Source organism: Bacillus sp. HMSC036E02 (assembly GCF_001836235.1).
Taxonomy (GTDB): domain Bacteria; phylum Bacillota; class Bacilli; order Bacillales; family Bacillaceae_G; genus Bacillus_A; species Bacillus_A cereus.
On the sequence record NZ_KV827829.1, the window covers coordinates 60,347 to 84,959 of the forward strand.

The window sequence follows — 24,613 nt, forward strand, 5'->3', positions numbered from 1 at the left end:
GAGGGTGTGAACGTGCCACAGTTTTTCTTAAACAAAAGATTAATTGTTTTGTTGGTTAGTATTATTCTTCTCGTGGCATTGATTGGAATCTCATTGAAAGAACGGAACAGTTTAACATGGCCAGAGCAGTTTGTTAAAGATACTGTCGGTGTTGTAGAACGTGTATTCCAAAAGCCAGCGAAATACGTAGCTGGATTCTTCGAAAATGTAGAGGATGTAAAGCGCACGTATGAAGAGAATAAAGAATTAAAAGCAAAATTAGATAATTATGCAGGTCTATCAGGGAAAGTAAAACAATTAGAAGATGATAACAAGAAGCTACAAGAGCTAACTGGTAAAAAAGAGTTAAATAGCGGGTATACTGAAATTCCAGCTACTGTTGTTTCTCGTAATCCAGATAAATGGTACGATTTAATTGGAATTGATAAAGGGGCACAGCAAGGAATTAAAAAAGATATGGCTGTAGTAACTTCACAAGGGTTAGTTGGAAGAGTGAAAAGTGTATCTCAGTTTACATCATCAGTAGAATTACTAAGTTCTATGAGCCGAACAAATCGCGTTTCTGCCATTGTACAAGGGCAAGAGAAAATCTTTGGATTGATTGAAGGTTATGACAAAGAAAAGCAATTACTTCTTTTCACAAAGATTGGCTCTGATGCACCGGTAGAGAAAGATCAACTAGTTGTAACATCTGGACTGGGTGATATTTTCCCGAAAGGTCTTGTAATTGGAAAAATCGTTGAAGTTCAGCCGGATGCATATGGCTTAACAAAAACAGCTTATGTAAAACCTGCCGCTGATTTAAATGACGTAGAGCATATTACGGTTGCTAAACGTGCAACACCTTCAGCGCCATTAGAATAGGAGGAGAAGAAGAGATGATGAAGATATTAAAAAGAGCAGCTCTTCCTCTTTTGCTCCTTTTTGTGTTTCTATTTGAAAATATGTTTGCTACTGTTGTTCCAACGGATGTGTTTTGGAAAGACAGCATAGCAGCACCGCATTTCTTTATAATCGTATTATGTTTTATTACAGTGTATTATAGTCCGGTCCAAGGGATTTATTACGGACTATTATTTGGCTTCTTATTTGATACCGTATACACAGAACTTGTCGGGATATATATTTTTGCTTATCCGATTTTAGCTTATTTAGTATATAGTGTGATGAAAGTACTACAATTGAATTTATTTATTGTTGTTTCTATCATATTAGCTAGTGTTGTAGCACTAGAGTATTATGTGTATGGATTCTTAACTTTATTAGGACGTACTCATATGCCAGCGTATGTCTTTTTCACAGATCGTCTCCTTTCTACTTTATTGTTAAATGCTATTTTCTTATTGATAGTTTGTTTCCCACTGAGACGATATATAGTGCGTCTTTCAAAAGCGATGGAAGAAAAAGAAAAAAGGATTTTCTAATTTTATGTCGAATTGAATCGGTGGGGTGAACTTTAGTGGAAGAAAAAAAGCAACAAAATGTAACGATAAAAGGGACAAAAGATGGGATAACGCTTCATTTAGATGATTGTTGTTCATTCTCAGAATTATTGGTGGAATTAGACGAAAAACTTTCTACACATTACTACGATGGTGATGGACGCTCTCTAATTGAAGTGCATGTGAAAGTAGGAAATCGTTATTTAACAGAAGTCCAACAAGAAGAGATTCGTACGTTAATTCGTAATAAAAAGAATCTTGTTGTGGATTCAATTGAAAGTGATGTTATCACTAAAGCAGAAGCAATAGCTTGGAAAGAAGAAACAGAAATTGTCCCTATTTCCAAAATTGTTCGCTCTGGACAAGTTTTACATGTAAAAGGAAATTTGTTGTTAATTGGAGATGTTAATCCAGGCGGAACGGTTATCGCTGGGGGGAATATTTTTGTCGTAGGATCATTAAGAGGAATTGCACATGCTGGGTATTATGGGGATTCGGATGCTGTAATCGCTGCATCTGTTATGAACCCGATGCAACTTCGAATTAGTGATGTGGCAATGCGGGCTCCGGAAGAGAAAGAAGACGGAGCGGAGGCGGCAGAATGTGCGTATATTAATGAGAACAATCACATTGTTGTCGATCGCCTGCAACTTCTCACTCATCTTAGACCTAATTTAACAAAGTTAGAAAGGGGAATTGTATAGCTGTGGGAGAGGCAATAGTAATTACATCTGGAAAAGGCGGAGTAGGTAAAACTACTACATCTGCGAACATTGGTACGGCCCTAGCGTTATCTGGAAAGAAAGTGTGCTTAATTGACACAGATATCGGTCTTCGAAATTTAGACGTAGTAATGGGGCTGGAAAATCGTATTGTATTTGATCTTGTTGATGTCGTTGAAGGGCGTTGCCGTTTACCTCAGGCTCTTATTAAAGACAAACGTTTTGATGATCTTTATTTATTACCTGCAGCACAAACGAGTGATAAATCAGCGGTAACACCTGAACAAATGGATGAATTAATACAAGTATTACGTCAAGATTATGATTACATATTAATCGATTGTCCTGCGGGGATTGAGCAGGGATTTAAAAATGCGGTAGCTGGTGCGGATAAAGCAATCGTTGTTACGACTCCAGAAGTATCCTCAATGCGCGATGCGGATCGTATTATTGGGCTTTTAGAAAAAGAGGATATTGAACCACCGAAACTTGTTATTAACCGTGTACGTAGTCATATGCTTCATGAACAGGATATGTTAGATGTTGATGAAATTGTACGTACATTGTCAATCGAGCTTCTTGGTGTTGTCGAAGATGACGATGAAGTTATTCGAGCTACAAATACAGGTGAACCTGTGGCGTTGCAACCAAGCGGAAAAGCAGCGTTGGCTTATCGTAATATTGCAAGACGCTTGTTAGGTGAGAATGTACCATTACAAGCATTTGAACAAGAAAAGGTATCGGTATTTGCAAAGGTGAAAAACTTCTTTGGAATCCGTTAAGAGCACTTCGCACATATGCGAGGTGCTTTCTTTTTTCTTCACACGAATATCTTTCTTTCTTAGCTCATACATATGTACAAACTGTATACAACTGTTTCTAATGAAATTAGCTTAACGAAAGAAAGGAGACAGTATGAAGAATAGACGCGTAGAAGAAATTAAAAAGCGGATTGCAAAAAGGAAGGCCGAGCAAGAAAGGATGGAGGAAGAGCAGTATTTTAACGGAGGGAATTTTGATAGTGAAGCGGTATTTATTGAAGATGGAGAAAAGGAAATGCATCCTTTATTTCGAAAGGAAGTCTTTTTCTTCAAAGTTTTATTATCAGCAATATTAGTTCTTTCGGTTGCTATTTTATATAAGAATGCTCCTTCTTCATTCAATGGAGCTAAAGCTGTTACAGAAAAAGTGATGAAAGAGGAATTTCAGTTTGCTACTGTAGCGAAATGGTACGAAAAGCAATTTGGAAAACCGCTCGTATTCTATTCGCCGAACGAGAAAAAAGAAGGAAGTATTCAGCAAAAAGATTATGCAATTCCTGCTTCTGGAAAGGTAATGCAAGGGTTTCAAAAAAATGGCCAAGGTGTATTTGTCCAAACAGCTACAAATGCAAAAGTGGAGTCAGTAAATGAAGGGTTAGTTGTTTTTGCAGGCAAGAAAGAGGAACTTGGAAATACAGTTCAAATTCAACATGCAGATGGTACGGAGTCATGGTATGCAAACTTAAACGATATGTCAGTGAAATTATATGATTACGTTTCAAAGAAACAAAAAATTGGAACGGTGAGTAATGATACAAATGATAAAAATGGAAAGTTTTATTTCGCGATAAAAAAGAATGAAAAATTTATTGATCCGATCCAGGTGATATCATTTGATTAAATATAGGGACGTTTTAACGAAAATTTCCGTGCATCCATTATTTTGGGTTATTATTGTCATTGGTATTTTTACTGCGCGTTTTAAAGAGTTACTACTGTTATTTTGTATTGTTCTTATTCATGAACTTGGGCATGCTTTTGCAGCAGCACACTATAATTGGCGTATAAAAAGAATTCAGCTTTTGCCGTTTGGTGGCGTTGCCGAGCTTGAGGAACATGGTAATAAGTCATTGAAAGAGGAACTTGTTGTCGTAATTGCAGGACCGATTCAACATGTTTGGATGATGCTGGTAGGTTACATGTTGTTCGAAGCCGGTTGGCTGAATACAGATTTATATTATTTCTTTATGTGGAATAATATAATTATTTTAGCATTTAATTTACTCCCTATTTGGCCGTTAGATGGCGGGAAAGTATTGTTTAATGTATTATCATATCGTTTCCCTTATTTACAAGCACATGAAAAGATGATGCAATTGTCATGTGTTTTTTTTGGTGTAATATTAGGATGGCAGTTACTCTGGAATAGTAACAATATTATGATGTGGGTACTACTCATATTTTTAGCAGTGTCATTATATCAAGAGTGGAAACAAAGACGGTATGCATTTATGCGTTTTTTATTAGAACGTTATTATGGAAACAAAAGAGGAATCGAAAAGATTGCACCTATTGAAGTGCAAACGGAAGATCGTTTATATACGATCTTCACAAAATTTCGTAGAGGATATAAGCATTCTATTATCGTCCGTGGAAAATATAAAGAGCATTACACATTGGATGAAAATGAATTGCTCTATGCATATTTTACTGAAAAACGAACAACTTCATCAGTTGAAGAATTAATCGGTTAGTGTTGACGATAGCACTAACCTTTTATTATTGTAAAAGCAAAGAAGATTATAAAGTGAGGAAATAATTTTGAAAACGTTATATGTGAATTACGCTGGTTCGGAAAAGCGGGTTGCAATTGAAGAGAAGAAAAAAATTGTTGAGTTTTTATGGAAACGTAATGAAGAGCAAGAGATTGTTGGGCATATTTATGTTGGACGTGTCGTAAGAACAATTGCTGGAATGAATGCAGCTTTTGTAAACATCGGTTTAGAAAAACATGCTTACCTTTCATACGATGATGTACCATCTTCTTATCGTATACATGAAGGGCAAGCGATACTCGTACAAGTTGTAAAAGAGGCAATTGATACGAAAGGGCCTAAATTGACAGCGAATATAGAATTTACCGGGAAATATGTCGTTTATATGCCGTTTGATGAGATGCGCGCTGTTTCTCGAAAAATAAAAAATAATAAAAGAAGACAACAATTACTCCAAATTGAAATAGAGGGAACGGGGGGATACATTTTCCGTTCTGCTTCTGAAAAAGGAGCAATTGAAGAAATACAAGCTGAAATGCAAGAGTTACAACAGTTGTATGAAGAGTTAAAAAGAAAAGAGGGCCAAGGAAAGGCGCCGTTATTACTTCATCGACCGGCGACCTTTTTAGATCGTGTATTTCAAGAGAATCCAATTGAAACCATTGAAAAAGTAGTTGTAGATACAAGAAGTATAGTAAAAGAATTAGAAGACAAAGTTGGAAAAGAAAAAGTATCTTTTTATAATGAAAAGTCTTCGATGTTTAACCATTTTGGAATAGAGCGTGAAATTGAGAAAGCACTTCAAAAAATTGTGTGGCTTCCAAATGGTGCTTATTTAATTGTAGAACAAATGGAGACGATGACTGTAATTGATGTGAATACGGGCAAGTTTACGGGAAAACAAAATTTACAAGATACAGTACTTCGCACAAATGAGATGGCAGCTGAAGAAATTGCACGCCAATTAAGACTTCGTGATATTGGTGGTATGATATTAATTGATTTTATTAATATGAAAAAAAGAGAAGATAAAGAAAAGGTAAGAGAATGTCTTATAGCTGCTATGCAAGATGACCGCACATATACAAGGGTGCTCGGCTTTACGGAGCTAGGGATTTTGGAAATGACACGTAAACGTAAAAAGCATTCTTTACGGGACGTATTATTAAAAGAGTGTGTACCTTGCAAAGCGACGGGTTATGTGATGTCGCATGAAACAATTGCGTATGAGTTAGAGAGAGAACTAATCACATATGGCAATATAGAAGATGAAGCGGTATTAATCGCTGCGCCTAAAGAACTGCAAAAACAGTTTTTGCAAAAAGAATTACAAAAAAATATTCCATTTGAAATTTATTTCAAAGATGATAATATCGAAAAGTATGCTATCGTTCGTTTTGGAAGTAAAAAAGAAATTGTAGAGCGGAAAAAATAGTTAGCAGAACATTTATTGACAACCGTCTATGATTCATGATAACATCTTTATGTTATAGTTTATAGCACCTAAACGGCTATATGCTACAACCGCACAAGACAGGTTCCCTAAAGGCATTTATGTCTACCTCGTTTTTGGCGAGTCTTAGTAATTAAGAGGAGGTGCAAGTATGTACGCAATTATCGAAACAGGTGGAAAACAAATTAAAGTTGAAGCTGGTCAAGCAATCTACATTGAAAAATTAGATGTTGAAGCTGGTGAAACTGTTACTTTTGACAAAGTTCTTTTCGTTGGTGGCGAAAACGTTAAAGTTGGTAGCCCAGTTGTAGAAGGTGCAACAGTTACTGCGAAAGTTGAAAAACAAGGTCGCGCTAAGAAAATTATCGTTTTCAAATACAAAGCGAAAAAGAACAATCGTAAGAAACAAGGTCATCGTCAACCTTACACTAAGCTAGTTGTTGAAGCTATCAACGCTTAATTCTGGTTAACATGATTAAAATTACGATAAGTCGCACGAAATTAGGAAGTATCCAATCATTTAAAATGACTGGACATGCCGATTATGCGCCACATGGACAAGACCTTGTCTGTGCTGGAACTACAGCGGTTGTGTTTGGTTCTATAAATGCAGTGGAAGAACTTTGTAATGTGCAAGCAACTATTGAACTCGGAAGTGATGGCGGATTCTTAACGTATGAATTGCCTAATGATTTAGACGTTCATACAGCAGAAAAAGCACAAACACTTTTAGAAGGATTAGTTGTTTCGCTTAAGACGATCGAACTTGATTACGGAAAGTATATCCGTTTAATAGAAAAAGTGCAGGAGGTGTAACGTATGTTAAGATTAGATCTTCAGTTTTTCGCATCTAAGAAAGGTGTAGGTAGTACAAAGAACGGTCGTGACTCTCAGTCAAAACGTCTTGGTGCTAAACGCGCAGATGGTCAAACGGTTACAGGTGGTTCAATTCTTTACCGTCAACGCGGTACAAAAATTTATCCAGGTGTTAACGTTGGTCGTGGTGGCGATGACACTTTATACGCGAAAGTTGACGGCGTAGTACGCTTTGAGCGTCTTGGTCGTGACCGCAAACAAGTGAGCGTATATCCTGTTGCTCAAGAAGCATAAGAACTCACGGAAAACTCTAACCTGAGTGCAGGTTAGAGTTTTTCTATATTAAGGGGTATCTAAATGAATGAAAAATGGACAATTATAGATGCATTGCGCCACTCAAGACATGATTGGCTCAATCGTATGCAGATGGTGAAAGGAAACCTTTCCCTTGGAAAAGTGGAAGAAATTCATAGTCTCATCGATCGTTTTGTCCAAGAAGCGAGACAAGAATCCAATCTGATGGGGCTATCAATGCCTTTATTTTCAGAGTGGATTTTAACATATAATTGGAAACAGCAGCCGTGCTTATTGGAGTACGAAGTATTAGGGAAATTACATAACTTATCTCACTTAGATGAGACTGTATGTACATGGACGAATCAATTTTTCTCGATGCTTCAGCATAGTTTAGACGTATATGTTGAAAATTATGTTTGTATCACAATTGAATGTGACGCGGATAATGCTCGTTTCTTTTTTGATTTTCGTGGTAAGCTAACGAGTGTAGAAGAACTACAGAATTGGCTTGCGACCCAAAACAATAAATGGTATTCCATTTCTTATACAGTGCGAGACGAAGAAGTCTCAGTTATATTACAACCAATTGAAAAAAGTGTGGTGAAATAATGTTTGTAGATCAGGTCAAGATATATGTAAAAGGCGGCGACGGTGGTAACGGTATGGTTGCGTATCGTCGTGAGAAGTATGTACCAAAAGGTGGCCCAGCAGGTGGCGACGGCGGTAAAGGTGCAGATGTTGTTTTCGTAGTTGAGGAAGGCTTACGTACATTAATGGACTTCCGCTACCAACGTCATTTCAAAGCTGATCGCGGTCAGCACGGAATGAGTAAAGGTCAGCACGGACGTAAATCTGAAGATTTACTTGTAAAGGTTCCACCAGGAACAGTAGTAAAAGATGAAAAAACTGGTCAAATTCTTGCCGATTTAGTAACACATGGACAAACTGCTGTAATTGCAAAAGGTGGCCGCGGTGGCCGTGGTAACTCACGTTTTGCAACAGCTACGAACCCAGCGCCAGAAATCGCTGAGAACGGGGAACCAGGTCAAGAGCGTGATGTTATTCTAGAACTTAAAGTACTAGCAGACGTTGGACTTGTTGGATTCCCAAGTGTAGGTAAATCTACATTATTATCTGTTGTATCATCAGCGCGTCCGAAAATTGCAGAGTATCACTTCACAACAATCGTTCCAAATCTTGGTGTTGTTGAAACTGGTGATAACCGCAGCTTCGTTATGGCTGACCTTCCAGGACTAATTGAAGGCGCACATGCTGGCGTCGGACTTGGACACCAATTCTTACGTCATATTGAGCGTACACGTGTAATCGTGCATGTTATTGATATGTCTGGTTTAGAAGGCCGTGATCCATATGAAGATTACGTAACGATTAATAATGAATTAAAAGAATACAATCTTCGCTTAACTGAGCGTCCACAAGTTGTTGTTGCAAACAAAATGGATATGCCAGATGCAGAAGAAAACTTACAAGCATTTAAAGAGAAAGTGGGAGACGAAGTAAAAATCTTCCCAATCTCAGCTGTAACAAGACAAGGTGTTCGTGACTTACTGTTTGAAGTAGCGAACTTAATAGAAACAACACCAGAATTCCCAATACATGAAGTTGCGGATGAGTCTGATACAAGTGTAATGTACAAATTTGATACTGAAGGTGTTAAATTTGAAATTACACGTGAAAGTGATGGCACGTTTGTTATCTCTGGTTACGATATTGAGAAGACATTCAAAATGACAGACTTCTCACGTGATGAATCTATACGTCGTTTCGCTCGTCAAATGCGCGGAATGGGTATTGATGAAGCGCTTCGTGCACGTGGTGCGAAAGACGGAGATATTGTAAAAATTCTTGAATATGAATTTGAATTTATCGATTAAGACTGCCGAAATACGGCAGTCTTTTTTTATATCGTAAAAATCGGATTTATATAGGAAAAAATCCCCACTAATTAAATTTTCAATTTATAATAAAAAGGGGAGTGGTTTTAGAAGAATTTTTTTATGGGGAGAAAATGAACATGTATAAAATATTAATTGTAGAAGATGATGAGAAAATCGCGGGAATATTAGAAGAGCATTTAGAAAGATATGGCTATCAATCATTTAGAGCAAGTGATTTACGTCAAATAAAAGATGAGTTTGTAAAAGTGAATCCTCATCTCGTGTTACTTGATATTAATTTACCGTACTTTGACGGTTTTTATTGGTGTCGTCAAATTCGTACTGTATCGAATGCACCAATTATTTTTGTTTCTGCAAGAACAGGAGAAATGGATCAAGTAATGGCGATTGAAAATGGCGGCGATGATTATATTACGAAGCCATTCCATTTAGATATCGTAATGGCAAAGGTGAAGAGTGCACTTCGCCGTGGTTACGGAGAGTATGCTTCTGCCGCTGAGAGTGATTGTTTAGGTGTAAATGGACTGTTGTTATTCCCGTCTCAGCATATTGTTGAGTGGCAAGGACAACAAACTGAACTGACAAAAAATGAGTTTTACTTATTAGAGTGTTTAATGAAACAGGTGAATCAATATGTAACGCGTGAAGAACTGTTAGAAGCTCTATGGGATGAAGTAGCATTTGTGGATGATAATACATTAACCGTAAATGTAAAGCGTGTAAGGAAGAAACTAGAGGAGTTAGGCATTAAAAATGCAATTGTAACGAAACGTGGATATGGTTATGCGCTTTTTACGGAGTGGGGCGAAGGGCATGAAGGTTAAAAATTACCTTATGGACCGCTTTTCTTTAATTCTTTCTTATATTGTTAGCCTTTGTTTATTTGGGCTCGTTTTACAGCTGCAAAGTCTTTTAGAAAAGAAATCCATTGATTGGAGTACGTGGTTATATGGACTTTTATTAGGAACAGTTGTGTTTACTGTATACCTCATTTACGATTACCGAAAACGGAGTGTGTTTTTAAAGAGGATCGAAAAGTATGTTACTGGTGGAAATACATTACATGACTCTTTACTTATTGATGAATCTTATACATCAGAGCAAGAAATGGTCGTTGAATCTTTTACGTTATTAAGACAGCAATATATGAATGAAGTTCATAAACAGCATGCGAAAGAGCAACAGCAAATGATATTTATGAACCAATGGATTCACCAAATGAAAACACCAGTATCTGTTATTGAATTATTGCTGCAAAAGTTTGGCAAAGAGCATCGTGAGGCAAGGGCAACAGTTGAAAGTATTCGTGAAGAAAATAACCGTATACTAAATGGTTTAGATTTAGCGTTACATATGGCAAGACTAGAGCAGTTTGCGAAAGATTATAAGGTAGAAGTAGTAAATGTTATAGATGTCGTGCGAGGGATTATTAATGAAAATCGGAAATCCTTTATTCAATCGTCTGTATTTCCGAAAGTGATGTTTGAAGAAGATACTTGTATGGTTGCATCTGATAGAAAATGGCTGAGTATTGCTATAGGTCAAATTGTTGTAAACGCAATCAAGTATACAAAAATTTCAGCGGCAGAGAAAAAAGAAATTCAATTTCAAATTGAAGAGAAAAATCAAAAGGTGTTATTACATATTAAGGACAATGGAATTGGTATTCCAGAGCAAGACGTAAAGCGCATATTTGATCCATTTTTTACGGGAATAAATGGACGTAAAACGAGAGAAGCGACTGGGATGGGCTTATATATTACGAAGGAAATTTGCGATAATTTACATCATGGAATGTATGTCCAATCGGCTGAAGGAGAAGGGACAACATTCACGTTCCAATTTGCAAAAGATGAAGAATATCATACATTGATGAGAAAAATGACAAAACTGTAAGATAACAAAACGTTTTGTAAGGGAAATCACTCGTTTCTTTTTCTTATTTTTCTTATAGTAAATGTAAGAAGAAAACACGTAGGGGGATTAGAAATGAGTGTTCTTGAAGTAAAAGGATTAACGAAGGTGTACCAATCAAAAGGTTCAATAGCGACGACTGCTTTAAACGATATAAATTTTAAAATAGAAGAAGGCGAATTTGTAGGGATTATGGGTCCTTCAGGAAGTGGGAAAACGACGCTTTTAAATTTATTAGCAACAATTGATAAGCAAACTTCAGGTCATGTGCTTGTAAATGGTGAAGAAATTAATCAAATGCGTGCTGCAAAATTAGCGGAGTTTCGCCGTACACATTTAGGGTTCATCTTCCAAGATTTTAATTTACTTGATACGTTATCCATTAAAGAAAACATTATTTTACCACTTGTAATGGCGAAGAAATCTGTAAATGAAATTGATGCGAAAGTACTGGAAATTGCGAAGTTTTTAAACATCGAAGAAATTTTAAATAAAAAAGTATACGAAGTATCTGGGGGACAACAACAACGTGCAGCAGCAGCGAGAGCAATCATTCATGAACCGACGTTAATTTTAGCAGATGAGCCAACTGGAAACTTAGACTCGAAGTCAGCAAAATCGCTAATGGGCGCTCTGCAAGATTTACACGAGCAAAAGAAAGTAACGATTGCAATGGTTACGCACGATCCAGTAGCGGCTAGTTATTGTGAACGTATCCTTTTCATACGCGATGGAGAAATTTTCTCGGAAATACATAAAGGAAGAACGAAACAAGCCTTTTTCCAAGAAATTCTGGACGTACTTGCGATGCTAGGAGGAGAATATCATGAACTTTCGCCAGCTCGCGCTTAATAACGTAAAAGGAAATTGGCGTAACTATAAAGCGTTTCTTATAAGTAGTTGTTTATCAATTGTCGTATTTTTCATGTATGCTTCTTTTATTTATCATCCAGATGTCGTAAGCGGTAATATTAGTATGAGAAAGATGATCACAAAAGGATTAGAATCGATGAATTATATTGTGGTCATCTTTTCGGCACTCTTTATTTTATATGCAAATTCAACGTTTTTACGAGCAAGAAAAAAAGAGTTTGGTCTACTAACATTAATAGGCGGAACGAAATCGCAGCTCGGCCGAATGATTATATTAGAGCAACTGATGTTAGGTAGTATTGCAATTGTAGTTGGTATTGGGGTTGGGATGCTTTGTTCAAAATTATTTTTCCAAGCGTTAAGCGTATTATTAAAAATAGATAAGACACTTCCACTTGTTTGGAATAGTAAAGCAGTTCTTATTACAGCTGGTGTATACTTTATTCTATTTTTAATCCTATCATTGTTTAGTGTTTGGACAGTAGGACGCTTGCAAATTATTGATTTATTAAGAGAGGCAAGAAAGCAAAAAGTAGAGCCGTTTGCATTTACATGGTTATGTGTAGTTGGTATAGGATGTATTATTGTTGCATATGTACTTAGCTTCCAAGTAACGTTTCTGAATTTCCTCATCCTCTTTTTACCGGTGGTAGGACTGACAATTGGCGGAACGTATTTACTATTTACACAAGGTAGTACAGTTGTATTAAAAGCATTACAAAAAAGAAAGCAATCTTTTTATACGTACCCAAATATGTTCGTCCTTAGCAACCTTATTTATAAAATGAAAGATAATGCTCGTTTTCTATTTGTAATTTCTATCATTACGGCGGTAGTATCTTCAGCGGTGGGTACACTGTACGTATATTTTGAAAATATGAGTGCGAAAACGGTAGAACTTACACCACATGCTATTTCATATGAGGAAAAGGGGTTAAATACGCATAACCTTATTAATGAAGAAAAGGTACAGGAGCTTGTGAAGAGACACGGGTTTGAAGATGCGCGAAAAGTAACATACGTTAAACTACCGGCAACACAGAAAATAACGTTGTTTAATAGTGAACATGAAGTACCGATGACGATTATTTCAGAAAAAGAATATAATGCAGAAGTGCGCAAACAAAAGAGAGAGCAACCTACAGAAGTTCATAATGCACCAGGTAGTGCAACGATGGTTATGGTTGATATGTCAAATGAACTGATGAAGATAGATCGTACGAAACCGTATGAATTTATAATTGACGGACAAAAGCAGTCTGTTCAATTAAATGCCCCAACGCAGTATTCTGTTTTTAATGATAGTGAATATCTCATTGTAAATGATCAAGATTTTGAGAAATATGCAACACTCGTACCAGATGAAGAAAAGACAAAATATTATGGTTATTATATTGAGGATTGGAAAAGTACAGAAGATCTTGTATTAGATTTGAAAAATGAAATTGCACCAGAAAAGCAAGGGGAATTGAGAAATTCAGTGTTTGCGTATAAGGATATAAGAGAAGGTGGAGCAATTACAATGTTCATCGGTTTCTTCGTAGCGGTACTGTTCTTCTTCTTCGCTTGTAGTATGACATACTTTAAATGGTTTAACGATAAAGAACAAGATCGTATTCAATTTAAATCGTTAAAGAGAATTGGTATGACAGATAAAGAAATTCGCAAAATTGCGATTCGACAAATGGGAGTTATCTTCTTTATCCCAATTTTAATCGGTTCCATTCATAGTGGATTTGCTCTTCATACGTTAGGGAAAATGCTTTATATTAATTTATGGAAATCAGGTGCGCTTGTAATTGGAGCATACATTTTAGCTTCTGCCATTTACTTTATGATCGCGCAAAGAGGATATTTAAAACACGTAAAAAGCTAGGGGAACCTCTAGCTTTTTGCCTATGTAGTAAGTTACAGGAGGACGATAGATGAACATTCGGCAACTAGCGCTGCAAAATATAAAAGGAAATTGGCGTAATTATAAAGTGTTTTTCTTAAGTAGTTGTTTTGCAATATTTGCTTCTTACGCATATATGTCTGTCATTGTGCATCCATATATGCAAGAGACGATGTGGTATCAAAACGTACGCTGGGGACTTATTATATGTAATGTTATAATCATTTCTTTTTTCGTCATATTTATTTTGTACTCTACTTCTATTTTCATAGAAGCACGTAAGAAAGAATTAGGGTTATATATGTTAATGGGAGCAACGAAGTCTAACGTAATAGGAGTGATTATGACCGAGCAAATTTTAATCGGGGTCTTCGCGAATATTTTCGGTATTGGGCTTGGTATGATATTTTTAAAACTCTTTTTTATGGTATTTAGTATGTTACTGGGGCTTCCGAAAGAACTCCCTGTCATATTTGACGTAAGGGCGATTGGTGTAACATTTATTACATATATGGTCGTTTTTATTTTGTTATCTTTTATAAGTGCTTTACGTATATGGAATATAAAAATCATTCGGTTATTGAAAGAATTTCGAACAGATAAAAAAGAGAAGAAAACATCAAAGTGGCTCTGTTTATTCGGTTTTGCTTGTTTAGTGGGCGGGTATGCATTGGCGCTACAAGTGACGATGGCTACGATAGCGATATACTTTTTCCCTGTGTCTATACTTGTCTTTTTTGGAACGTACTTTTCTTTTACACATGGAGCTACCCAAATGTTAGAAATAATAAAGCGAAATAAAAAGATTATGTATACATATCCGTATTTATTTATAGTGAATCAATTGTCACATCGAATGAAGGAAAATGGTCGCTTTTTCTTTCTGATGTCTATGGCAACGACGTTTGTAGTTACAGCAACAGGTACGGTGTTCTTATATTTTTCTAGCATGCAAGATATGTGGCGAACTGGAGGGGTACACTCGTTTTCGTACATAGAAAAAGGTATTTCTACTCATGAAGTCTTTGAGGAAGGTGCGGTTGAAAAATTACTGCATCAATATGGGTATGACGATTTTCAATATATGAGTTTTGTTGGAGTGTATGCATCCTTTCAGTCTAGTAAAGGAGAAACAACAATAGTACCGCTTATAAAAGAAAGTGAATATAACCAAGAAGCAAGGAAACAAAAACAGAAAACGTATCGTCCTAAAAAAGGTACAGTGACACTCGTTTATTATAATAAATACAATAATTCGAATGTATATAATCAAAAAGAGATTCAATTGCAAGTAATGAATCAACCATATCAATTCGTATTTAACGGTCAGAAAGAAGGGGTTCAATTTAACCATCACCCTTCGTACATTAATGGTCTGTTCTTTGTTATGAATGATGAAGATTTTGATAGTATAGCAAATCAGGTTCCTGATTCTGAAACAATGATATATAGAGGCTACACATTACCAAATATCGAAAAGACGAAGAAATTAAATGAAGATTTACGGAAACACATGAAACAAGATAATAATAATGCATTTCGAAGCAATATGGAGTTGTATGTAAATATGAAAGAAGGCGGTGATATTACTCTATTTGTAGGCTCATTTATTAGTATATTATTCTTTCTTACTTCATGTAGTATCGTGTATTTTAAATGGTTCCATAATATTGCATCGGACCGAAAGCAGTATGGTGCACTCTCTAAACTTGGAATGACGAAGGAAGAAGTATGGAAAATTTCTCGTTGGCAATTATGTATGCTATTTTTTGCGCCAATTATAGTAGGGAGTATGCATAGTGCAGTTGCGTTATATACGTTTCATAATACGCTTTTTATGGATGGATCATTAAGAAAAGTAGGTTTGTTCATTCTGTTTTATATCGCAGCATGTATCATTTATTTCTTCTTCGCTCAAAGAGAATATAAGAAACATTTAGACTAGCGAATGCTAGTCTTTTTTAAATATTCTAAATTTACATAGAAGAATATAAAAAAGTATGGTATAACAGTAAGAAAATGAAAAAGAGGGGAAAAGACGATGATTCGAGTAGGATATTTAGGACCAGAAGCAACATTTACAAATATGGCGGTGAGTCGTTTTTTTCCGGAAGCAGAGCATGTACCGTATCGAACGATTCCAGATTGTATAGATGCAGCTGCAAATGAAAATGTAGACTTCGCAGTTGTACCGTTAGAAAATGCAATAGAAGGTTCAGTGAATATAACGGTTGATTACCTTGTACATGAGCAGCCGCTTTCCATTGTAGGAGAAATTACAGTACCAATTCAGCAGCATTTACTTGTACATCCGGAGTATGCAGAAGTGTGGGATGAAGTATATGCAGTGCATTCTCATCCGCATGCCATTGCACAGTGCCATAAATTTTTAAATGAAGAATTAAAAGGAGTAACTGTTCGAGATATGACATCTACAAGTGCTGCTGCGCAATATGTGAAAGAACATCCTGAAGAGAAAATTGCCGCTATTGCAAATGAAGCGGCTGCAGAAAAATACGGATTAACAATTGTGAGACGTAGTATTCATACGCATAAAAATAATCACACACGTTTCTTGGTACTCCATAAGAAAAAGAAAGCAGTACTCCCGAATAACGGAGAGAATCGCGGAGAGAAAACGACGCTTATGATAACGTTACCTGCAGATTATGCAGGTGCCCTATATCAAGTGTTATCAGCTTTCGCATGGAGAAAATTAAACTTATCAAAAATCGAATCGCGTCCGATGAAAACAGGTCTTGGAAATTACTTTTTCTTAATCGATGTTGATAAAGCATACGATGACGTATTATTGCCAGGCGTAACGATGGAACTTGAAGCACTCGGTTTTTCTGTTACTGTGCTGGGGAGTTATTCTTCTTATTGGTTGTAGAGGGGAGCTGTTGTTAAAGTTGTTTGAAATGAAAAGCTGTTTCTCGGTTTGAGGTAGAGTAAGCTATCGATTCTATTGAAGTAAGTGATTAATTAAGCTAGCAAAATAAAGAAGCCGTCCTAAAAGATATTTAGGACGGCTTCTGTTAGGAATAGATAACTCTTTTGTCGGGTTTTTAGTACGCATCATTACAACTATTATAATAATAGGATTCATCATTGTTCGAATTACTGCAGCAAATACAATTCGTTTGTTGTATTAATAGATTGAGTGTAGATGGAGCTACAGTATCTGAGAAAGTAATACTCTCAACATCTTCTACTAAAAATGTTTTAATATCTCCTGGTGTTAAGGTAAATGTAAGTGGAGAGCGATGGTTTAATCTTGCGATTGTTAATCTAATCGTTGTTGCAAATGCAGGACTGAAACTAAATTTAATAAGTGTCTTATTATGATTTTTAGTGAAGTTTTCAAATACAGTTCGAGGAATTCCAGTTGTTATATCAAGATCTTGAGGGGTATTTCCCGTACCGAAAATAGTATAGTTCTGTATAAAACAGTTATTTGAATCTGAATTTGAAGAATTACATGGACGATCATTTTTCTTATAATATTTTTTTCCATTTTTTAAGAAGTAATCCGCCATAATTAATCACTCCCTTCACATATAAGAATTAAAGGTTGTCCATATATAATATGAAATATATTTTTATATGTTTGGACGTGAAGGAAGAGAAAATAAAAAGAGTCCATCTGGTATGATGGACTCAATACTGTTTTACCTGGTGTGATTCTTTATTTTAACTTCGCAAGACGATCTTCTAACTGACCACGCCAAATATCAGCTAGTTCTGGAACGGCAAGAATTTTTTCAATACCATCTTTATCTTTTCTATTATGAAAATAAATTTCGTTAGAGAACAAGACAGAAACATTGCTCGGTTGACGTTCTAGTAATGTAATTTTAGAATCTTTACGTACAGTACCTTCTTGAAGAACGCGGCATAGGTAGCCTGTAAATCCAGTTGCTACAATGCGTGGCAGTATGCCAGGGATGCCAAGACGTTTTGAAATTGTGCTACAAGGTACTCTTGCTTGTGTCACTTGAATGATTGTTTCACCTAGTTGATATGTATCTCCGATGCAAACATCACGCTCTAACATATTTGTTACGGTAATGTTTTCGCCAAATGTGGAAGCTGGAAGCGTAGTTTGAAATTCCTCTTCCCATAGTGCGTAATGCTCGTGTGGGTACACACAAACAGCACGATCAGGACCGCCGTGATGTTTTAAATCCGCTACGTCATCACCACGAAATCCGTCTTTTGAGAGAAAGGCCTCTTCTGTAGGGTCTTTACATATACCTGTTATCATTTCTTTATCTTCGCCATATTTCATTTGTTTCGGTTTGCCAATGCTAAAGTGAACGAGTTCAATTCCCATATTTGATCTCCTTTACGATTGATTACAATATTATAGCATTAAAAAAGCACAGAGAATGATAAAAACTCTGTGCCTTACATTAATAAACGAGAAATCCTGCTTTATCTAACGCCTCACAAGCAGCATCTAACTTTTCTTTAGAATCTGCCTCAATTGTATGTAAGTGAATACCATCTGTTAGTTGTGAAAGATAGGAAGCATTTGTGTTTTCGATTTTTTGTAAATATTGCTCTACATCAAAGCGATTGCTTACCATGATGGATGCTGTTAAGTCACCGTATACAGGATGCTCAACTTTTACATCTTTAATCGTAACGCCATGGTCAACAAGCATTGTAAGTTCTTGACGTACTTCTGCTGGTTTGTGCTGGCATACGATTACGCGTTCAAAAGCTTGTTGTTTCTCTTGTGGTTTTAAATATAAATAGCCTTGGGCAGTCGCAATAATTGGTTCGTTTCGTGCTTTAAGCAAGGAAATATCTTGCACGATAACTTGTCTACTTACGTTTGTCTTCTTCGATAGTTCATTCCCAGATAACGGCTCATTTGCAGCGAGAAGCCACTGAAGGATAAGCTGTCGTCTTTCTTCGCCTAAAATCTTTTTTTGGTCATTTTGTTTCATTATGATCTAACACCTCTATAAAATTGATTTCCAATTGTGTGTAGTGCATGAATAGTAGTATCAATTTGATCTTTCGTTGTTTGTTGTCCGAAAGAGAAGCGGACATATTGTTTGGCCTCTTCATACGTTTTTCCAATTGCAAGCATAGTTTTCGAAGGTTCTTGTTTACCGACTTGGCAAGCACTTCCGGTGGAAATAGCGATACCATGGCGATTACATTCTAGCATAGTATATTGACCTTCTATTCCTTTTATTGTAACCCCAACAATATGTGGTAAACAAGAAGTAGAATGACCTTCTACTTCAATTTCTAGCGGAAGTGTTTGTATTTGCCCTAAAAAGTAGGAGCGTAACTCTTTAAAACGTAAACTTTCTTCCCATTGAGTTTTTAATATATTTTCAGCAGCTGTTAAAAAAGATGCGATGCCGGGAACGTTCACTGTACCTGGGCGAAATCCTTTTTCGTGAGAAGTTCCCGGAAATACTTGCTCCCAGCGAGATTGCGGATTTATGTAGCAAGCGCCGACACCTTTTGGTCCGTATATTTTATGTGCTGAAACAGAAAGACTATCAATGCCCATCTCAAAAACATGGATAGGCAGTTTACCAAACGTTTGCACACAATCTGTATGAAATAAAACATTATATTTTTTTAAAAGTGCCCCGATTTCTGTAATGTTTTGAACGGTTCCGATTTCAGAGTTTCCATGCTGTATACTTGCTAGCACAGTATCTTCTGTAATAGCTGCCTCTAAATCTACTAAACAAAGGAGTCCGCTTTTATCAACAGGAATTTCAGTGATCGTATAGCCTTTTGATTTTAGAGATTGAAAATAACTTCGAATGGATGCATGTTCCATAGGTGTCGTAATAATATGCTTCTTAGTTCGGGCATTTAGAAGTGATTGAATCGCAAGATAGTTTGATTCCGATCCGCCACTTGTGAAAAATACTCCTTGTTCTTTTCCTCCAATCATTTCCGCAAATGTTTTTCGGCAAACTTGTAATAAAGAAGCAGCTGTTCCTCCAATATCATGTAAACTTTGTTCATTTCCGAAGTATTGCGACGCTGCTTTCATATATGTTTGTAACGCTTCCTCGCTCATAGGTGTAGTAGCTGCATAGTCAAGATATATCATCATGTAAGTTCCTCTCTCTAGTAAGAGTTACAGTTCTTTTACTTTTTAAATGGTAGTGAAAATAAGAATTATAAAAAAACTCTTGTCATTATTTTAAAACTATGTAAATATAGGTGTCAAGACAGTTGAAAAGTGTAAAGTAGGAGGCAACAATTATGCCAAGTGCAGATGTCTTAATTATTGGAAGTGGTGTTGCGGCACTTCGTGTTGCAAAAGAGATTTGTCACGAAAAGAATGTGATTATTATCACAAAGGAGACGAAACGTAATAATAATACACATTTAGCTCAAGGTGGAATTGCCGCAGCGGTAGCTACATATGACAATCCTAATGATCATTTTGAAGATACATTAGTAGCAGGGTGTCATTATAACAATGAAGAAGTGGTCCGTTATTTAGTCGAGGAGGGACCGAAAGAAATTAATAACCTTATTGAAAGAGGAATGAAATTTGATGGAGATGAAACAGGTCCTCATCTTGGAAAAGAAGGAGCGCATCGAAAACGTCGTATTTTACATGCAGGTGGCGATGCAACAGGAAAGAATTTATTAGAGCATCTTATTCAAGAAGTAGCTCCATACGTTACGGTAGTGGAACAGGAAATGGTGCTCGATTTTATTATAGAAAAAGATAAATGTGTTGGGGCTTTAACTCGCAACAATAAAGGAGAATTGAAACGTTACAATGCAGATTGTACGGTGTTAGCTTCAGGCGGTATTGGCGGTTTATACGCCTTTACTTCTAATGATGAGACGATTACAGGCGATGGACTTGCAATGGTGTACCGTGCAGGCGGAGAGCTTGTAGATTTAGAGTTTATACAATTTCATCCGACGATGTTATACGCGGGTGGGCGTTGTTCCGGCCTCGTGTCCGAAGCTGTTCGCGGAGAAGGAGCTGTCCTTATAAATGGAAAAGGGCAGCGTTTTATGATGGATATACATTCCGAACAGGATCTAGCACCTCGTGATGTAGTCGCACGGGCTATTCATGAACAGCTACTTGCGGGTGAAAAAGTGTACTTAAACATCGAAATGATTCAAAACTTTGAACAACGCTTTCCGACCGTGTCATCGATATGTAAAACAAATGGAGTCGATATAAATAAAAAACTTATTCCAGTCGTGCCTGGTACTCATTTTCACATGGGCGGCGTGAAAACGAACTGTGATGGAGAGACGTCTATTCCGAACTTATACGCAGTCGGTGAAGTAGCTTGTAACGGAGTTCATGGTGCAAATAGATTAGCGAGTAATTCATTATTAGAAGGTCTTGTGTTTGGAAAAAGAATCGGACGACACATTTTATCTAGAGAGACAAAAGAAAAGGTGAACATGCTAGCTGAAAAGGAAGAAAAGTTTATCGTTCTGAATCATTTACCGACGAAAGAAGAAATACAAAAATGCATGATGAAATATGTTGGGATTGTGCGAACAGAGCAAAGTTTATCTTATGCGAAGAGATGGTTTAGTAAGTATGGTGTTCGAAATATGATATTACAACATGATGTTCTTACGAATGAAGAGATAACGCTTATTAATATGTTAACGGTTTGTGAGCTTATAGTTGTGTCAGCCTTGCAAAGAGAAGAAAGTATTGGCGGGCATTACCGGAGTGATTATCCAGATAGAAATATAGGAAAGAAAGAGATTGTTCGAGTAAAGAGAAAACTACAACTTGTGTGATGAGGGGAAGAGGGGCTTTATGAACACGATAAAAGTTAAAGAAGCATTAAACCGATTTTTTTTAGAAGATATAGGAGAAAGAGATGTAACATCTCAGCTTATTTTTCCAGATAACTTGCTTTCGAAAGGAACGTTTCTTGCGAAGGATACAGGGGTCTTTGCAGGATGTTTAGTAATTGAATCAGGATTTAAATTAATTGATGAGAGAATTGAAATAGAGCTTCATAAAAAAGATGGGGATCTTGTAGAAAAAGGAGAAATTATTGCAACAGTGCAAGGTCCAATCGCATCGTTATTAACAGCAGAGCGCGTTATATTAAACGTTATTCAGCGTATGAGTGGAATAGCGACGATGACGCGTAAAGCGGTTCTTGCTTTAGATAGTAGTCATACTCGCATTTGTGATACGCGAAAAACGATGCCAGGACTACGTATGTTTGATAAGTATGCAGTCGTGTGCGGCGGTGGATTTAATCATCGCTTCGGTTTATATGATGGTGTCATGATTAAAGACAATCATATTGCTTTTGCTGGTTCTATTACAAAAGCTGTTACATCAGTAAAAGAAAAGTTAGGACATATGGTGAAGGTAGAAGTGGAAACAGAAACTGAGGAACAGGTGAGAGAGGCTGTCGCTGCTGGTGCGGATATTATTATGTTCGATAATCGTACGCCAGATGAAATCCGGGAGTTTTCAAAGATTGTACCAAGTGCCATCGTTACGGAAGCTTCAGGGGGCATCACAATTGAAGATTTATCGAAATACGGAAAAACAGGGGTAGATTATATTTCACTTGGAGCGTTAACACATTCAGTGAAAGCACTTGATATTAGTTTCAATATTGAAGAGTAAGGAAAGTGGCTTAGAGGGGGAGAAACGTATATGAGTATTTTAGAAAAAGTACAGCCGATTGAAACGATGTTACCAGAGCGTTATTACACAATGTCAACGGAAGATATGGAAAAGCGTGTTCGTGAAATTAAAGAGAAAATGGGGAAAATGTTATTCATTCCAGGGCATCATTATCAAAAAGATGAAGTGGTACAATTTTCAGATGCAGCAGGGGATTCACTTCAACTTGCGCAAGTTGCAGCGAGCAATAAAGACGCAAAATACATTGTGTTTTGCGGGGTACACTTTATGGCGGAAACAGCAGATATGTTGACGACAGATGATCAAGTTGTCATCTTACCAGATATGCGTGCAGGTTGTTCGATGGCGGATATGGCAGATATTGAACAAACAGAAAGAGCATGGACAGAGCTCACTAAATTATTTGGAGATACGATGATTCCGTTAACATATGTGAACTCTACAGCTGCAATTAAAGCGTTTTGTGGTCGTAACGGAGGAGCAACAGTAACTTCTTCTAATGCAAAGCAAATGGTATCTTGGGCGTTTACTCAAAAAGAACGTCTCGTCTTTTTACCAGACCAACATTTAGGGAGAAATACAGCGTACGATCTAGGTATCCCGTTAGATAAAATGGCAGTATGGGACCCACACACAGATTTATTAGAGTACGATGGGGATATAGAAGAAATTCAAGTGATTTTATGGAAAGGACATTGTTCTGTTCATCAAAATTTTACAATGAAGAATATTGAGAGTGTACGAAAAAATCATCCGGATATGAATATTATTGTACATCCAGAATGTTGCTATGAAGTTGTAGCTGCTTCAGATTATGCAGGCTCAACGAAATATATTATTGATATGATTGAATCAGCGCCATCTGGTAGCCAATGGGCGATTGGTACAGAAATGAATTTAGTGAATCGAATTATTCAGCAACATCCAGATAAAGAAATTGTTTCGCTTAATCCATTTATGTGTCCGTGCTTAACGATGAATCGAATTGATCTGCCTCACTTATTATGGACACTTGAAACGATAGAAAGAGGAGAAGAAATTAACGTTATTAGCGTAGACAAACAAGTAACGGCAGAAGCAGTTCTTGCATTAAATCGTATGTTAGAGCGTGTGTAAAGCAACGGTATTCCCGTTGCTTTTTTTCATACATATAATCATAACGAGAACGAAATGGGCATACATTGTTTTGAAGAAATCATTGTGGTTCTTTATGCTTATTCCACTTCGAATGATATTGAAAATCGAAGAAGTGATAAAAGTGAAAAGAAGTTAATGTTATTTAGAAAGAGTTACTTCATGAGATTTGTTACTTATAGATAAGTTATACAGGAGGGGGAAAATTTGAAAATTCATATCGTGCAAAAAGGGGATACCCTTTGGAAAATTGCGAAAAAGTACGGAGTGGATTTTGATACGTTGAAAAAAACAAATACACAACTTAGTAATCCAGATTTAATTATGCCAGGTATGAAAATTAAAGTGCCATCAAAGAGTGTTCATATGAAACAACAGGCTGGAGCAGGTTCAGCACCTCCAAAGCAATACGTAAAAGAAGTGCAGCAAAAAGAATTTGCAGCAACACCAACTCCGCTTGGAATAGAAGATGAAGAAGAAGTTACGTATCAATCAGCACCAATTACACAGCAGCCAGCTATGCAACAAACACAAAAAGAAGTGCAAGTAAAACCGCAGAAAGAGATGCAAGTAAAGCCACAAAAAGAAGTACAGGTGAAACCACAGAAGGAGATGCAGGTAAAGCCGCAAAAAGAAGTACAGGTGAAACCGCAAAAAGAGGTGCAAAAAGAACAGCCAATTCAAAAAGAAAAACCGTCTGTTATTCAAAAACCACCTGTGATAGAAAAACAAAAACCGGCGGAAAAAGAAAACACGAAGTTTTCGGTAAATGTATTACCGCAGCCGCCACAACCACCAATAAAACCGAAAAAAGAATATAAAATTTCAGATGTAATAAAAAAAGGAAGCGAGTTAATTGCTCCTCAAATTAGTAAAATGAAACCTAACAATATCATTTCTTCGCAAACGAAAAAAAATAATATAATATCGCCGCAAGTGAAAAAAGAAAATGTAGGG

At 36.6% G+C, this 24,613-nt stretch carries 25 protein-coding genes, 1 pseudogene and 1 other annotated feature; of the genes and pseudogenes, 22 read left to right on the forward strand and 4 right to left on the reverse strand.

The window, feature by feature from the left end; all coding sequences use genetic code 11:
• Positions 1-12: 12 nt before the first annotated feature.
• From mreC to pheA, 18 genes are all read left to right on the forward strand, one after another.
• Positions 13-864 (forward strand): rod shape-determining protein MreC, encoded by an 852-nt coding sequence (gene mreC, locus HMPREF2590_RS09235; RefSeq protein ID WP_001135488.1) that lies wholly within the window; start codon positions 13-15, stop codon positions 862-864.
• A gap of 14 nt (positions 865-878) precedes the next feature.
• Positions 879-1,424 carry a rod shape-determining protein MreD gene (gene mreD / locus HMPREF2590_RS09240; protein WP_000975766.1) on the forward strand — a complete coding sequence of 182 codons (546 nt, stop codon included), beginning with the start codon at positions 879-881 and terminating at the stop codon, positions 1,422-1,424.
• 35 nt (positions 1,425-1,459) lie between these two features.
• The gene (gene minC / locus HMPREF2590_RS09245; protein WP_000391525.1) at positions 1,460-2,146 is read left to right on the forward strand and encodes a septum site-determining protein MinC; all 687 of its coding nucleotides are present in this window, start codon (positions 1,460-1,462) and stop codon (positions 2,144-2,146) included.
• A 2-nt stretch (positions 2,147-2,148) separates the two neighbouring features.
• Positions 2,149-2,946: a septum site-determining protein MinD gene (gene minD, locus HMPREF2590_RS09250; RefSeq protein ID WP_000503309.1), complete on the forward strand. Its 798-nt coding sequence runs from the start codon at positions 2,149-2,151 to the stop codon at positions 2,944-2,946.
• A gap of 133 nt (positions 2,947-3,079) precedes the next feature.
• Positions 3,080-3,826, forward strand: a complete 747-nt coding sequence (gene spoIVFA / locus HMPREF2590_RS09255) for a stage IV sporulation protein SpoIVFA (RefSeq protein WP_000797471.1) — start codon at positions 3,080-3,082, stop codon at positions 3,824-3,826.
• A complete protein-coding gene (gene spoIVFB, locus HMPREF2590_RS09260) occupies positions 3,819-4,679 on the forward strand; it encodes a stage IV sporulation intramembrane metalloprotease SpoIVFB (protein WP_000599054.1) in 861 nt (286 codons plus the stop codon). The genes spoIVFA and spoIVFB overlap by 8 nt, the downstream gene beginning before the upstream one ends.
• A 67-nt stretch (positions 4,680-4,746) precedes the next feature.
• Positions 4,747-6,135, forward strand: a complete 1,389-nt coding sequence (locus HMPREF2590_RS09265; RefSeq protein ID WP_000855486.1) for an Rne/Rng family ribonuclease — start codon at positions 4,747-4,749, stop codon at positions 6,133-6,135.
• A 77-nt stretch (positions 6,136-6,212) separates the two neighbouring features.
• Positions 6,213-6,290, forward strand: a sequence feature (ribosomal protein L21 leader region).
• Between the two features lie 14 nt (positions 6,291-6,304).
• On the forward strand, positions 6,305-6,613 hold the full coding sequence (gene rplU, locus HMPREF2590_RS09270; protein WP_000270907.1) for a 50S ribosomal protein L21: 309 nt from the start codon (positions 6,305-6,307) through the stop codon (positions 6,611-6,613).
• Between the two features lie 11 nt (positions 6,614-6,624).
• The gene (locus HMPREF2590_RS09275; RefSeq protein WP_002001054.1) at positions 6,625-6,969 is read left to right on the forward strand and encodes a ribosomal-processing cysteine protease Prp; all 345 of its coding nucleotides are present in this window, start codon (positions 6,625-6,627) and stop codon (positions 6,967-6,969) included.
• 3 nt (positions 6,970-6,972) lie between these two features.
• Positions 6,973-7,263 (forward strand): 50S ribosomal protein L27, encoded by a 291-nt coding sequence (gene rpmA, locus HMPREF2590_RS09280; protein ID WP_000944958.1) that lies wholly within the window; start codon positions 6,973-6,975, stop codon positions 7,261-7,263.
• A gap of 63 nt (positions 7,264-7,326) precedes the next feature.
• Positions 7,327-7,875 carry a sporulation initiation phosphotransferase B gene (locus HMPREF2590_RS09285; protein WP_001003584.1) on the forward strand — a complete coding sequence of 183 codons (549 nt, stop codon included), beginning with the start codon at positions 7,327-7,329 and terminating at the stop codon, positions 7,873-7,875.
• Entirely contained in the window at positions 7,875-9,161 is a 1,287-nt protein-coding gene (obgE, locus tag HMPREF2590_RS09290) for a GTPase ObgE (RefSeq protein WP_000497127.1), read from the forward strand. Before HMPREF2590_RS09285 ends, obgE begins: the two co-directional genes overlap by 1 nt.
• Before the next feature lie 140 nt (positions 9,162-9,301).
• Positions 9,302-10,009, forward strand: coding sequence for a response regulator transcription factor (locus HMPREF2590_RS09295; RefSeq protein ID WP_001986640.1), 708 nt, complete (start codon positions 9,302-9,304; stop codon positions 10,007-10,009).
• On the forward strand, positions 9,999-11,081 hold the full coding sequence (locus HMPREF2590_RS09300) for a HAMP domain-containing histidine kinase (protein WP_000865401.1): 1,083 nt from the start codon (positions 9,999-10,001) through the stop codon (positions 11,079-11,081). Before HMPREF2590_RS09295 ends, HMPREF2590_RS09300 begins: the two co-directional genes overlap by 11 nt.
• Before the next feature lie 93 nt (positions 11,082-11,174).
• Complete coding sequence (locus tag HMPREF2590_RS09305) at positions 11,175-11,951, forward strand: ABC transporter ATP-binding protein (protein ID WP_000114520.1); 777 nt, start codon at positions 11,175-11,177, stop codon at positions 11,949-11,951.
• Positions 11,926-13,848: an ABC transporter permease gene (locus HMPREF2590_RS09310; RefSeq protein ID WP_001011421.1), complete on the forward strand. Its 1,923-nt coding sequence runs from the start codon at positions 11,926-11,928 to the stop codon at positions 13,846-13,848. Before HMPREF2590_RS09305 ends, HMPREF2590_RS09310 begins: the two co-directional genes overlap by 26 nt.
• A gap of 49 nt (positions 13,849-13,897) precedes the next feature.
• Positions 13,898-15,811 (forward strand): ABC transporter permease, encoded by a 1,914-nt coding sequence (locus tag HMPREF2590_RS09315; protein ID WP_001026365.1) that lies wholly within the window; start codon positions 13,898-13,900, stop codon positions 15,809-15,811.
• A gap of 96 nt (positions 15,812-15,907) precedes the next feature.
• The gene (pheA, locus tag HMPREF2590_RS09320; protein WP_000621698.1) at positions 15,908-16,759 is read left to right on the forward strand and encodes a prephenate dehydratase; all 852 of its coding nucleotides are present in this window, start codon (positions 15,908-15,910) and stop codon (positions 16,757-16,759) included.
• Between the two features lie 175 nt (positions 16,760-16,934).
• Here pheA and HMPREF2590_RS09325 read toward each other — a convergent pair whose 3' ends face one another.
• The 4 genes from HMPREF2590_RS09325 to HMPREF2590_RS09340 all read right to left on the reverse strand — a co-directional run bounded on the left by HMPREF2590_RS09325 (position 16,935) and on the right by HMPREF2590_RS09340 (position 19,966).
• Positions 16,935-17,405, reverse strand: a complete 471-nt coding sequence (locus HMPREF2590_RS09325; RefSeq protein ID WP_000796370.1) for a hypothetical protein — start codon at positions 17,403-17,405, stop codon at positions 16,935-16,937.
• 149 nt (positions 17,406-17,554) lie between these two features.
• Positions 17,555-18,202: an MOSC domain-containing protein gene (locus HMPREF2590_RS09330; protein WP_000510668.1), complete on the reverse strand. Its 648-nt coding sequence runs from the start codon at positions 18,200-18,202 to the stop codon at positions 17,555-17,557.
• A 79-nt stretch (positions 18,203-18,281) separates the two neighbouring features.
• Positions 18,282-18,824, reverse strand: a complete 543-nt coding sequence (locus HMPREF2590_RS09335) for a transcription repressor NadR (protein ID WP_000812240.1) — start codon at positions 18,822-18,824, stop codon at positions 18,282-18,284.
• Complete coding sequence (locus HMPREF2590_RS09340) at positions 18,824-19,966, reverse strand: IscS subfamily cysteine desulfurase (protein ID WP_000973760.1); 1,143 nt, start codon at positions 19,964-19,966, stop codon at positions 18,824-18,826. The genes HMPREF2590_RS09335 and HMPREF2590_RS09340 overlap by 1 nt, the downstream gene beginning before the upstream one ends.
• 152 nt (positions 19,967-20,118) lie before the next feature.
• On the opposite strand from HMPREF2590_RS09340, the gene nadB reads away from it, so the two are divergent.
• The 4 genes and pseudogenes from nadB to exsA all read left to right on the forward strand — a co-directional run.
• Positions 20,119-21,648 carry an L-aspartate oxidase gene (gene nadB, locus HMPREF2590_RS09345; protein ID WP_001138536.1) on the forward strand — a complete coding sequence of 510 codons (1,530 nt, stop codon included), beginning with the start codon at positions 20,119-20,121 and terminating at the stop codon, positions 21,646-21,648.
• A gap of 19 nt (positions 21,649-21,667) precedes the next feature.
• On the forward strand, positions 21,668-22,501 hold the full coding sequence (nadC, locus tag HMPREF2590_RS09350; protein ID WP_001092207.1) for a carboxylating nicotinate-nucleotide diphosphorylase: 834 nt from the start codon (positions 21,668-21,670) through the stop codon (positions 22,499-22,501).
• Positions 22,502-22,531: 30 nt separating this feature from the next.
• Complete coding sequence (nadA, locus tag HMPREF2590_RS09355) at positions 22,532-23,638, forward strand: quinolinate synthase NadA (RefSeq protein ID WP_000025305.1); 1,107 nt, start codon at positions 22,532-22,534, stop codon at positions 23,636-23,638.
• 225 nt (positions 23,639-23,863) lie between these two features.
• Positions 23,864-24,613 (forward strand): annotated as a pseudogene (gene exsA / locus HMPREF2590_RS09360) (spore coat assembly protein ExsA); the annotation flags it as partial.